This is a genomic window from Sphingomonas sp. T1 (genome assembly GCF_902506585.1).
Lineage (GTDB): Bacteria > Pseudomonadota > Alphaproteobacteria > Sphingomonadales > Sphingomonadaceae > Sphingomonas > Sphingomonas aerolata.
Window position 1 is genome coordinate 3,524,284 of record NZ_LR733875.1, and the last position, 11,715, is coordinate 3,535,998.

An 11,715-nucleotide genomic window follows, 5' to 3' on the forward strand; every position below is an offset into this window, starting at 1 on the left:
GCGGGATATAGGGTCAGGGATATAGGGCGGACGGGGCGGGCCTGTCACGGTCTATTCGGCCGCCATCTGGCGGGGCGGGGTAGGGCGGTCGGTGCCCATCGCCGCCGCGACCGCGCGTTCCAGGCCGCTCAGCGTGAAGGGTTTGCGCAACACCTCATGCTCACCGAATTCGCTCGTCGCGGCTTCACCCGCAAAGCCCGTGACGAACAGGATCGCGATGTCGGGGAACAGCGGCCGCAATGCCGCGATCATCTCAGGCCCCGTCTGCCGCGGCATCAGCACGTCGGAAATGATCAGGTCGATCGCGCCGTGACGCGCGAGCATCGCCGCCGCATGGGTCGGGTCGTCACAGGCGACCGGATGATGGCCAAGCTCCTCGAGCGCACCGATCGTCGCGGCGAGCACGCGGGGATCATCCTCGACCACCAGCACGTTCAGCCCCGTCGGCGCGACTGGCTGCACCGGCTCTGGCAGGTCCGCAAACGGCAGGACGGGTTGCGGCTCGATCGCGGGATCGCTGGTGTCGCGGGGCAGATAGAGCGTCACCGTCGTCCCTTCGCCGACTACGCTGGCGATCGCGATCTCGCCGCCCAGTTGCCGGACGAGGCCGAAGATCTGGCTGAGGCCAAGGCCGGTGCCCTTGCCGGTTTCCTTGGTGGTGAAGAACGGCTCGAACACGCGCTCGGCGACGTCCGGTGACATGCCGCTGCCATCGTCGGCGACCGTGATGGTGGCGAAGTCGCCCGCCGGGCAGTCGCCGATCGCGCCCGCAGCCAGCACCGCCGCGCCGGTGGTCACGATCATCGTGCCGCGGCCGTTCATCGCGTCGCGCGCGTTGACCGCAAGGTTGAGCACCGCATTTTCGAGCTGGACGCGATCCGCGCGGACCCGCCAGCCCTCGGAGGCGTCGACCACGTGCAGCGTGATCGCATCGCCGAGCGTCCGATCGAGCAGGTCGGACATGCCCTCGACCAGCCCTGCAACCCCCATCGTCTCGGGCTTTAGCGAATCCTCGCGGCTGAAGGCGAGCAGCCGGCGGGTCAGCGCGGCGGCGCGGGTGGCGCCGTCGGTCGCGCTCTCGATGTGCCGCCGCGCGGTCGGCGGATCGCGCGCGATGTTGCGCAGCGCCAGTTCCAGGCCGCCCAGAATGACGGCAAGCATGTTGTTGAAATCATGCGCAATACCCCCGGTCAAGCGGCCGACCGCGTCCATCTTCTGGACCTGGCGCAGCTTGGCGTCCTGCACGCGCAGCTCGGCGGTCGCCTGTTCGACCGCGGCGGACAGTTCCTCGGCACGGCTGCGCTCCATGTCCGCGTCCGCCTGCGCCACCGCCCGGTCGCTGACCGCGCGGATCGTGAACCAGCCCAGCCCGATCGCGCCCAGCACGATCAGCATCCCGAACACCGCCAGCACGCCCGCGATCGAGCTCGAGCGTTCGACCGAGGCCATCGCCCGCGACGTCCGGTTGTCGAGCAGCGCCCGCTCGCGCGCGATGAGCCGGTCGAGCGTGCGGTTGATCGCGATGAGCGTAGGGGCGTTGCGGCCTTGGTAATAGCGCGCGAACGCCTGCGAATTCTTGCCGTAATTGGTGCTGAGCGCGGTCATCGACAGCTCGCGGCCGCGGTCTTCATAGGCCTGGCGCAGTTCGGCGATGTGCCCGCGCTGTTCGCCATTGTCGTAGGTCAGCCGCTCGAGCCGGTTGAGCTGCGTCCCGGCCAGGACCCATTCCTCGAAATAGAGCCGGCCCAGTTGCCGGTCGCCGCTGATCACATAGCGGCCGAGCGACGCTTCGGACCGGGCGATCGTGCTCGACAGCGTGCGAGCGAGGATCATCACGTCATAGCTGTGCGCCTGCAGCCGCAACGCGCTGTCGCGCTGGCGGTTCGCGCTGCTCAGCGTGGCGATGAGCCCGACCAGAACGGCGGCGCCCAGCAGCGCCATCACGATGAGCGTGATGGTCCGCCAGGTCGCACCGCCCCCAAGGGCTGCCGCGTCGGCCTCGTCCTGCGTCACCCCGCGACGATAGCGTGCGTATTGCTCCCGACGCAATGACAGCGGCCGGCTGCTAGCCGATCACGCCGACGGCGCGACCCGCGTCGCGGAACATGCCCAGGATCGTCTCGACCTGCGCGTCGGTATGTTCGGCGCACAGCGAACAGCGCAGCAGGAACGTGCCCGCAGGCGTCGCCGGCGGGCGCGCCATGTTCACGTACAGCCCGCCCTCGAGCAGCGACTGCCAGATCGCGATCGCCTGTTCCTGGTCGGTCAGGATGATCGCGATGATCGCCGAATCCGACGTCTCGGTGCCGAGCTTGAAGCCCATCGCCTTGAGGCCCGCATGCATCGCGCGCGCGTTCTTCCAGAGCTGCGCGCGCTTGTCGTGCGCGGTCATGAGCTTGCGGATCGACGTCGCGGCGGTGGCGACGACCGAGGGGGGAAGCGAGGCGGTGAAGATGTACGGGCGGCAGGCGAAACGGACCATCTCGAACTTCGGGTGGTTCGACACGACGAACCCGCCGACGGTGCCCACCGATTTCGAGAAGGTGCCGACGACGAAATCGACCTGGTCGGTCAGCCCCATCTCCTCGTACACGCCGCGGCCATTAGGGCCGAAAAAGCCCATCGAATGCGCCTCGTCGACCAGCACCATGCAATTATGCTTCTTGGCGACCGCGACCATTTCCTTCAGCGGGGCGATGTCGCCGAGCATCGAATAGACGCCTTCGAGCACCACCAGCTTGCCGGCCTCCTTCGGCAGGCGACCGAGCCGCTTGTCCAGATCGGCGACGTCATTGTGGCGGAAGCGGACGATCTCGGCATTGCCCTGCTTGCAGCCGTCATAGATCGACGCATGGCTGTCCGCGTCGAGGATGACGTACTCACCCTTGCCCGCAAGCGTCGAGATGATCCCGAGATTGGCCATGTAGCCGGTCGAGAACACGATCGCGCCGCTCATGTCGTAAAAGTCGCGCAGTGCCTGCTCGACGTCGATATGGTCGTGGAACGTGCCGTTGAGCATCCGGCTGCCATTGGTGCCCGACCCGAATTTCTCGAGCGCGTCCTTGCCCGCCTGGATGACGTCGGGGTCGAACGTCATGCCCATATAGTTGTAGGTGCCGAGCAGGATCGTGTCCTTGCCGCGGATCACCGCCTGGGTCGGCGACTTGACCTCGTCCATCACGATCGTGAACGGATTGCGCACGCCGGACTTCACCAGCGCCTCGCGTTCGGCGATCAGCCCGTCGAACTTGCTCATCAGGTCGCGTTCGGGCGCGACCTCGGGGGGATCGACGGGGAGGGCGTGGGCGGTGGTGGCGGCTTCGGTCATGTTCGGTTCCAGATCAGGACGGTATCGCCCCTTGCCGTTCGCCCTGAGCGAAGTCGAAGGGCCTGTGTCTCATGTGCTTCGACTACGCTCAGCACGAACGGAGGTTATGGGCGAGGGGCAGGGGCGAGCATTGGCTCAGGCGGCCTTCAGTTTGGCGACGGCATCGACCAGCTGGCCGACGGTTTCGATCTCGGCCTGCATGTTCATCGTGATGATGATGTCGAATTCATCCTCGATCGCGGCGACGAAATCCATGACGGTCAGGCTGTCCCATTCGAGATCGCCCTGGAAGGTGGTCGCATCGCTCAGCGCGACGCCCTTCTTGTTGAACGGCTCGATCTGCGCGGTGACGGTGTCGTAGATCTGCTGACGGTCGCTCATGCTCTTCCTTCCGGGTGTCGACGCAATCCTGACAGCGAATTGCGGCGGCTTTTCGGCGCTATAGCAGCCCCGCCGCGCGATACCACGCCGCGGTTTGCGCCAGTGCCTGCGGCGTCGGGACCGAGGGCGTCCAGAGCGTAGCCGGCGGCGGCGTGTGCGAGACCCAGTCGGGATGGCAGAAATAGCGGACCCGGTCGCGCGTCAGCTTGGCCTTGCCGCGCCGGACGAGACGGTCGGCGGCCGACGCCAGCGACAGGACCACGCGCGGCATCGACAGCGGCCTCACCGATTTGCCGACCGCGACGCCGATCGCGCGCGCGAAGTCACGATTGTCCCAGCCCTTGGGCGTGCCGTCATCGGGTTCCATGATCGCCGGCGCGACCGGGATCTCCGCCAGCGCGAGGAGCAGCGCGGTCAGGTCCTCGACATAGAGCAAGGAGACGCGCGTGCCGGCAGGGGGCATCGGCACATATCCCGATCGCGCCGCCTTGAACACGTCGAGCAGGTCGTGATCGCGCGGGCCGAAGATCGCCGGCGGGCGGACGATCGTCCAGTCGAGCCCCGACCCAGCAACGCACGTCTCCGCCTCGGCCTTCGACCAGCCATAGTTGGAGAGCGCCGGCGCGCGCGCCGCCAGCGACGAGACCTGGACGAAGCGGCGGATCCCCGCCGACCGCGTCGCGTCGACGATCGCCTGGGTGCCGGCGATATTGCCCTCGGCAAAGCCCGCGCGATCGGCGGCGTTGACCACGCCGGCGACGTGGATCACCACGTCCGCGCCCTCGACCAGCGTCGCCAGGCTCTTCGGCCGATCGAGCGCGCCTTCGATCCAGGTCACGCCGATGCGCTTGGCCTGGGGCTTGCGGGCGAGCGCGCGGATCGTGTGCCCCGTCTCCAGCGCGTGATCGATCAGGTGGCTGCCGACGAACCCGGTGCCGCCGGTGATGGCCAGGATCATGACGGCTCGCTCCAGATCGACGTTTGCGCGGCAGTCATACGAGTGCCAGATGATTGCGATGGACGAGCGCCGAGCGCGGCGCATAGCCGAGGATCGCGGCATGATCGTCGCTATGGCGGCCGAGCAGACGCGCGGTGTCCGCCGCGTCATATTCGGCGAGACCGCGCGCAACGATGCCGGCCGGCCCCTCGATCGTCACCAGATCGCCACGCACGAAGCCCCCGTCGAGCCCCGTCGCACCCGCGGCCAGCAGGCTGCGCCCCTGGCCGAGCGCGGCGGCGGCGCCGGCGTCGACATGGATCGTGCCTTTCGCGGTCAGCCCGCCCGCCAGCCAGGCTTTCCGCGCAGACGCGGTGCGCTCTGCGCTGAAGATCGTGTGGCGGGCAGGGGTGGAGAGCGGATGGTCGATCCGGCCCGAGGCGATCACGAGCGGAATGCCCGCCGCCGTGGCGATTCGCGCGGCGGCGATCTTGGATGCCATGCCGCCCGATCCCATTCCGGACCCCGACCCGTCGTCCGCCATCCCGGCGACCGCGTCGATTCGCGGGACATCGGCGATGTGGGTGGCGGCCGGGTCGACATGCGGATTGGCGGTATAGAGTCCGTCGACGTCGGACAGCAGGATAACCCCCTGCGCTCCCGCGGCCTGCGCGACCCGCGCTGCGAGCCGGTCATTGTCGCCGAAACGGATTTCGGCGGTCGCGACGCTGTCATTCTCGTTGATCACCGGCACGACCCCGAGCGACAGTAGCCTGTTGAGCGTCGCGGCGGCGTTGAGATAGCGGCGGCGGTCCTCGAGATCGTCGAGCGTCACCAGCATCTGCGCTGCGTTCAGCCCCTGCGCGGCGAGCAGCTCGGCCCAGACCTGGCTCAGCGCGATCTGCCCGGTGGCGGCTGCCGCCTGCGCATCCTCGAGACTCGCGCGGCCGCCCTTGGCGAGGCCAAGTCGCCGCGCGCCGAGCGCGATCGCCCCGGACGACACGATCGCGACCTGCTGCCCTGCACTGGTGCGCGCGGCGATGTCGGCGACGAGCCCGGCGAGCCAGTCGCGCCGGACGCTGCCGTCGGGACCAACGAGCAGTGCCGAACCGATCTTCACGATCAGCCGCGGACAGGAGGACGGCGGAAACATCATTGGTCGACCCCGTAGGTCCTCCCCGTAGGTCGTCATAGCCTGCAACACCCTATCGTCATTCCCGCGGAGGCGGGAACCCATATTGGCTGGCCTCACCACCGAATCGCATACCCCTGAGGCTATGGATCCCCGCCTGCGCGGGAATGACGATGGCGTACATGATCGAGCTACGGAGCGGTTTTGGACGCTACAGCGGCGACCATGCGACCGGCTCTTCGCCCTCCGCCAGTTCCTTCGGCGCACCCGGTGCCGGGCCGATCTCGCCGATCAGCTTGTCGAGCACCGCCTCCACGCCGGCACCACTCGCGCCGGACATCGCCATCACCTCGGCACCGCTGGCCTCGGCCAGTTCGGCCGACAGCGCCGCGATCAGCTCGGCGTCGAGCATGTCGGTCTTGTTCAGCGCGACGATCACCTTCTTGTCGGTGAGGCCCTCGCCGTAATTGGCCAGCTCGTCGCGGACGATCCGGTAGGATTCGCCGACATCCGCGTCGTTCGCATCGACCAGATGCAGCAGCACGCGGCAGCGTTCGATATGTCCGAGGAACCGGTCGCCGATGCCTGCGCCCTCGGCCGCACCCTGGATCAGCCCGGGAATGTCCGCGACGACGAATTCGCGCTGCTTGTGGCGAACCACGCCCAGCTGCGGCCGGGTGGTGGTGAAGGCATATTCGCCGACCTTGGCCTGCGCGTTCGTGACCTGGTTGATGAAGGTCGACTTGCCCGCATTCGGCAGGCCGACGAGACCCGCATCGGCGAGCAGCTTCAGTCGCAGCCAGACCCAGGCCTCGCCGAACGGCCAGCCGGTGCCGTGCTGGCGCGGGGCGCGGTTGGTCGACGTCTTGTAGCTGGCGTTGCCACGGCCGCCATCGCCGCCGCGGAACAGCACTTCGCGCTGGCCGACTTGCGTGAAGTCGATCAGCACCTCTTCCTTGTCCTCCGACAGCACCTGCGTGCCGAGCGGGACGCGGATCACGAGGTCCTCGCCGCCCGCGCCGGTGCGGTTCGAGCCCGAGCCGCCCGAGCCGCGCGGGGCACGGAAATGCTGTGTGTAGCGAAAGTCGATCAGCGTGTTCAGGCCGGCGATGCATTCGAACACGATGTCGCCGCCCTTGCCGCCATTGCCGCCATCGGGGCCGCCATATTCGATGAATTTCTCGCGGCGGAAGCTGACGGCACCGGGGCCGCCCTCACCCGAACGTACGTAGATCTTGGCTTGGTCTAGAAAATGCATCGCCGCCCCATAGCGAAATTGGCGAAAATCGCCAGCCTCTGCGACTCGGGCCCTGGTCGGCGTTGCTCAGGCCGACGGGCAGGTGGCAGCGTCCTTGCTCGCGAGCAGCGCGTCGAGCGCGAGTTCGCGCGCCCTGGTCGCGGGAAGGCCGAGCGCGCGGGCCATCGGCGCGCCCATCAACGCGTCGCCCAGCGCCATCAGGACCAGCGTCAGCGTCTGGTCTTGGATCGGCTGGTCGCCGGGCATGTCGCCCTCGGCAAGTTCGTCGACCAGATCGTGGATCGCGGTGAGAATCGGGTCGAGCGCGTCGGTGTTGCCCGACAGGATCATCCAGCTCGCCAGCGCGCCCGCGCCGCCCTTGCCGAATGCGTCGAACGTCATCTCGACCACTTCGCGCGGATCCAGCTCGCCCGCGCGCACGCGCAGCACTGCGGCGCCGATCGTGCCGACGATGTCCGCCGCCATCCGCGTGATCAGTGCGGTCTGCAGCGCCTCGGCCGAGCCGAAATGGTGGAGCAGATTGGCGTGCGTCCGCCCGATCCGGCCTGCAACCGCCTTCAACGTGACCGCGCCGGGACCGCTTTCAACCAGCAGCGCGCGCGCCGCCTCGACGGCGGCATCACGCGATTCGGTCGGGGAGAGGCGCTTGCGGGGTGTTGACGTCACGAAATGAAAAACCTACTTACAACTGTGTCAGTAATGACAATCTGTCTCTTTTTGGAGGTTTCCGTGGCGAAAGCAACCACACCCGTCGATCTGACGATCACGCCGCGCGATCGTCGATTTGGCCGGGGCTCGCCGATTCGCCGGTGGTGGCTGAACGACGATCCGATCGCGACGGCCTTTTACAACGCCTTGTCGGTCACCTTCCCCAAGGGCGAGGGCTATTTCGTCGACAGCGTTCGCCGGTTCCGCGACGGCACGCCGCCCAAGCTGACCGCCGAGATCAACGCGTTCATCAAGCAGGAGGTGATCCACACCCGCGAACATGTCGCGTTCAACCGGCACGTCACCGACCAGGGGTATGACGTCGCGCCGCTGATCGCCGATGTCGACGCCGCGCTGGCACTGACCAAGGGGCGCCCGCCGATCGCGAGCCTCGCCGCGACGACCGCGCTCGAGCATTTCACCGCGATGCTCGCGCATGAATTGATCGCGAACCCCCGGCACCTCGCCGGCGGCGACCAGCAGGCCGCGGCGCTGTGGCAATGGCACGCCGCCGAGGAGATCGAGCATAAGGGCGTCGCCTATGACACCTGGCTGCATGCGACCCGCGACTGGCCGCGGTTTACCCGCTGGCGGGTCAAGTCGCTGGTGATGCTGATCACCACGTGGCGCTTCTTCACGGGGCGGGCGCGCGGCATGACCGAATTGCTGCGGCAGGACGGGCTCACGGGCCCGCGGATCTGGGCGCGGATGGCATGGTATGCGTTCGGCAATCCGGGGATGGCGCGCAAGATCGCGGGCGTCTGGGCGGCCTATTTCCTGCCCGGCTTCCATCCCTGGAAACACGACGACCGCGCGCTCATCGCGCTGGCCGAAAGCGATTATGAGGCGGCGGTGCTGCCGGTCGAGAAGCGGGCGGTGGCCACAGCCTGAGTTACGGTTGCGGCCTTTCCTCTCCCGGATTCTCCCGCAAAGTATGTGGGGCGAATACGTCGCCAGGCATTCCACCCCGGCGGAGGCCGGGGCCCAGTTGGAAAGGTCGTAGTAACAACGCGATGACCGCAGTCAGCGACGTCCCCCAACTGGGCCCCGACCTTCGCCGGGGTGGTGCAATTTCAAGGCCGGGATGCGCGAATCACGCCGCCATCGGCATCGGTGCACATCGGTCCTCATCGAGCACCAGCTCGAACAGCACGGCCTGAGCCTCGCCGCCACGCCCGCGCGACGCCCGAGGCTCGACCCGCCCGGTCGGCCGGAAGCCGAGCTTGGCCAGCACGCGACCGGACGCGGGATTATCGACGAAATGGAACGCCTCGAGCCGCCGGAGCCCGAGCGCATGGCGTGCGATCGCGATCACCGCCTCGCCCGCCTCGGTCGCATAGCCGCGTCCCCAGGCATCGGGCGTCACCCAATAGCCGAGCTCATGGCCATACCCGTCCGGCGATGTATGGATATCGATGCCGCCAACCAGTCGCGGCGCGCCGGGGTCGAGCGCATCGATCAGGAAGCGCGGCTGATGCTCGCCGCGCGGCTGCGCCAGAAAGGCCGCCGCGTCGCCGAGTGAATAGGGCCAGGGTGCCCGCGTCAGCTTGGCGATCACGGCTTCGTGCCCGATCGCCTGCGTCAGCGCAGGCGCATCCTCGGGCCAGCCGGGCCGCAAGGTCAGTCTCTTCGTGCGCGCGAACATTGCTCTCTTCCTCTCGCGTCGTCGGCTGCGCGCATGCCACGTCAGGATGACGGGACGGCGACAGCCAAGGGGAGGGAGCAATAAAAAAGGGAGCCGGGGTGACCCGTCTCCCTTGTTCAGGTTCGCTTTCGCGACCCGGGTCACCCTGGTGGGCAACCCGGATGGTTACCCGATGTTATTCGGCTGCAACTGCCATGTCGGCGGCATCATTCGCTGCCAGCTCGACCGAGCAGAACTTGCGACCAAGTTTGCCCTGGCTGAACACGACGCGGCCATCGACCAGCGCGAACAGCGTGTGGTCCGTGCCGATGCCGACATTGGTGCCCGGATAGAACTTGGTCCCGCGCTGGCGCACGAGGATGTTGCCGGCAACGCATGCCTGGCCACCGAACTTCTTCACGCCGAGACGACGACCGGCTGAATCGCGACCGTTGCGCGAAGAGCCGCCTGCTTTCTTATGTGCCATCTGAAGCTACTCCTTATGCCTGAGCGGCCGGGGCGTCAGCCTCGGTCTGCTTGGCGGTCTGGCCGCCGACGGACACGATCTTCAGGATCGTGTGCTGCTGGCGATGGCCGTTCTTGCGACGATAGTTGTGACGACGACGCTTCTTGAAGACGATGACCTTGTCCGCCTTCGCCTGAGCGATGATCTCTGCAGCGACGGTGAAACCCTCGACCGAGCGCAGTTCCGAGCCTTCGCCCGCCAACAGCACATCACCCAGCGTCACCGACGCACCTGCATCGCCCTCGATCTTCTCGACGACGATCTTATCTCCGGCGGCGACGCGATACTGCTTGCCGCCCGTGCGCACGACTGCGAACATGGCCCTTGTCACTTTCCAAATACATGTGCCCCACGAACGCAGGGTCCGCCGGGAGAAGCCGGGGAGCTAAGCGAGGGGCGTGACGATGTCAACCAAGAAGGGCCATTGCGGGGGGTTAAAACATCGCAGGCCCTGGCATGAACCGCGTCAGGACGCTGTGCCCGACCCGACGATCAGTGCCGGTGGACGGCGCGCAGCGTGTAGCGACCATCGGCGAAGTCGGTGAACAATCCGGCGATGCCCGGATGATCTAACGGCTCGTCGCCCGCGTCGGACACCAGATTCTGCTGGCTGACATAGGCGACGTAGCTCGACTCGCGATTCTCGGCGAGCAGATGATAGAAAGGCTGGTCCTTCTTCGGCCGCATCTGTTCGGGAATCGCCTCATACCATTCATCGGTATTGGCAAAGACCGGATCCACGTCGAACACGACCCCGCGGAAATCGAACAGGCGGTGCCGGACGATGTCGCCGATCGAGAAATTCGCATGGACGATCGGCGGGGCGACGACCTCGACCGCCGCCGCCGGTGCCGGCTCGGACGAGAGGGCATCGGACGCGGCGATGTCGGGGGTGGCGGGGTCGATGGGGATGTCGTGGCGGGGCATGGCGACAATTTAAGCGCTGTTTCGCGACGCACAAGCCGGGCCGCTCCTGATTGCAAAAACCCTCTTGCACTGCGGCAAGGTCTGATTTAGAGGCCCGCCCTCGACCGATCGGAGGCGCTGCTCGCAGCACTTCGGATGACCTTGCGGAGAGGTGGCAGAGTGGTCGAACGTACCGCACTCGAAATGCGGCGTACCCGCGAGGGTACCGTGGGTTCGAATCCCACCCTCTCCGCCATTTACCTAGCGCCATGTGGATCAAAGAGATCCCTGGCCCCCGCGCCGGGGCCGCGCACTTCTCTATAGCTATCGTCCGATGATCCGCTGCTGTGGACAGCGCATTCATGTGCTCAGAGTAGCAGGCGCGGGACGACAGTCGGGGAGGGCGTGCGTTGTCTCCCATGCCCGTCCCGGCCAAGGCCCCCTCCAGATCGAGACCGCGATGCGTACGTTCCTTCTGAACATCCTGCTGGCGGCCGGGCTGGTGGCCCTGGCCGTCCTTTCGCGGTTCATGCTGCTCGATACCTATTCCCGCTGGCAGATCGCGGCGTTCTGGCTGCTGGCGGCGCTGCTCGAATGGGGCGTCAAACCGCGGATCGGTCTGAAAGCACGCTGGCTGACCGCGCTCGCCACCGCGATCGCGACGACGCTGGCGATCCTCGCCGTGCGCTGGCACGTCGAGGGCCTGTGCCCGCACACCTGGCCGCAATGCGCGTCCTATCCGTTCTGGCGTGTCGTCCTGCACCTGATCCAGCGCGCGTAGACCGGACGTGCGCCCCGGTATCGCCAAAGCAACGCCGGAAGCGTGGCCCGACGGCAACAAGTCCCGATAAAGTACAGGGATCGCCGATAGACCCGAAATTTTTCGTGGAGAAATTCTTCTGTATCCGCCTAGGC

13 protein-coding genes and 1 tRNA gene are annotated in these 11,715 nt (G+C 67.1%); 3 read left to right on the forward strand and 11 right to left on the reverse strand.

Annotated elements, in window-relative coordinates; genetic code table 11:
- Positions 1-51: 51 nt before the first annotated feature.
- The 7 genes from GV027_RS16155 to GV027_RS16185 form a co-directional block, all read right to left on the reverse strand.
- Positions 52-1,941 (reverse strand): ATP-binding protein, encoded by a 1,890-nt coding sequence (locus tag GV027_RS16155; protein ID WP_159512973.1) that lies wholly within the window; start codon positions 1,939-1,941, stop codon positions 52-54.
- Positions 1,942-2,065: 124 nt separating this feature from the next.
- Entirely contained in the window at positions 2,066-3,328 is a 1,263-nt protein-coding gene (gene spt / locus GV027_RS16160; protein WP_159512463.1) for a serine palmitoyltransferase, read from the reverse strand.
- 135 nt (positions 3,329-3,463) lie between these two features.
- On the reverse strand, positions 3,464-3,709 hold the full coding sequence (locus tag GV027_RS16165) for an acyl carrier protein (protein WP_031394130.1): 246 nt from the start codon (positions 3,707-3,709) through the stop codon (positions 3,464-3,466).
- A gap of 58 nt (positions 3,710-3,767) precedes the next feature.
- Entirely contained in the window at positions 3,768-4,667 is a 900-nt protein-coding gene (locus GV027_RS16170) for an NAD-dependent epimerase/dehydratase family protein (protein ID WP_159512464.1), read from the reverse strand.
- 34 nt (positions 4,668-4,701) lie between these two features.
- On the reverse strand, positions 4,702-5,802 hold the full coding sequence (proB, locus tag GV027_RS16175) for a glutamate 5-kinase (RefSeq protein ID WP_159512465.1): 1,101 nt from the start codon (positions 5,800-5,802) through the stop codon (positions 4,702-4,704).
- 187 nt (positions 5,803-5,989) lie between these two features.
- Complete coding sequence (obgE, locus tag GV027_RS16180; RefSeq protein WP_107929587.1) at positions 5,990-7,036, reverse strand: GTPase ObgE; 1,047 nt, start codon at positions 7,034-7,036, stop codon at positions 5,990-5,992.
- Positions 7,037-7,102: 66 nt separating this feature from the next.
- Positions 7,103-7,702: a TetR/AcrR family transcriptional regulator gene (locus tag GV027_RS16185; protein ID WP_159512466.1), complete on the reverse strand. Its 600-nt coding sequence runs from the start codon at positions 7,700-7,702 to the stop codon at positions 7,103-7,105.
- 33 nt (positions 7,703-7,735) lie between these two features.
- On the opposite strand from GV027_RS16185, the gene GV027_RS16190 reads away from it, so the two are divergent.
- Positions 7,736-8,635 (forward strand): metal-dependent hydrolase, encoded by a 900-nt coding sequence (locus GV027_RS16190; RefSeq protein ID WP_159512467.1) that lies wholly within the window; start codon positions 7,736-7,738, stop codon positions 8,633-8,635.
- A gap of 202 nt (positions 8,636-8,837) precedes the next feature.
- Here GV027_RS16190 and GV027_RS16195 read toward each other — a convergent pair whose 3' ends face one another.
- The 4 genes from GV027_RS16195 to hspQ form a co-directional block, all read right to left on the reverse strand.
- Entirely contained in the window at positions 8,838-9,389 is a 552-nt protein-coding gene (locus GV027_RS16195) for a GNAT family N-acetyltransferase (protein ID WP_167396665.1), read from the reverse strand.
- 175 nt (positions 9,390-9,564) lie between these two features.
- Positions 9,565-9,855: a 50S ribosomal protein L27 gene (gene rpmA, locus GV027_RS16200; RefSeq protein ID WP_031393730.1), complete on the reverse strand. Its 291-nt coding sequence runs from the start codon at positions 9,853-9,855 to the stop codon at positions 9,565-9,567.
- Between the two features lie 13 nt (positions 9,856-9,868).
- Positions 9,869-10,213, reverse strand: a complete 345-nt coding sequence (gene rplU / locus GV027_RS16205; protein WP_031393729.1) for a 50S ribosomal protein L21 — start codon at positions 10,211-10,213, stop codon at positions 9,869-9,871.
- A 173-nt stretch (positions 10,214-10,386) separates the two neighbouring features.
- Positions 10,387-10,821 carry a heat shock protein HspQ gene (gene hspQ / locus GV027_RS16210; RefSeq protein ID WP_159512468.1) on the reverse strand — a complete coding sequence of 145 codons (435 nt, stop codon included), beginning with the start codon at positions 10,819-10,821 and terminating at the stop codon, positions 10,387-10,389.
- A 145-nt stretch (positions 10,822-10,966) separates the two neighbouring features.
- On the opposite strand from hspQ, the gene GV027_RS16215 reads away from it, so the two are divergent.
- Together GV027_RS16215 and GV027_RS16220 are read left to right on the forward strand one after the other, a co-directional pair.
- Positions 10,967-11,056: transfer RNA gene (locus GV027_RS16215), tRNA-Ser, on the forward strand.
- A gap of 204 nt (positions 11,057-11,260) precedes the next feature.
- A complete protein-coding gene (locus GV027_RS16220) occupies positions 11,261-11,581 on the forward strand; it encodes a hypothetical protein (RefSeq protein WP_037529079.1) in 321 nt (106 codons plus the stop codon).
- The last annotated feature ends 134 nt before the right edge of the window (positions 11,582-11,715 follow it).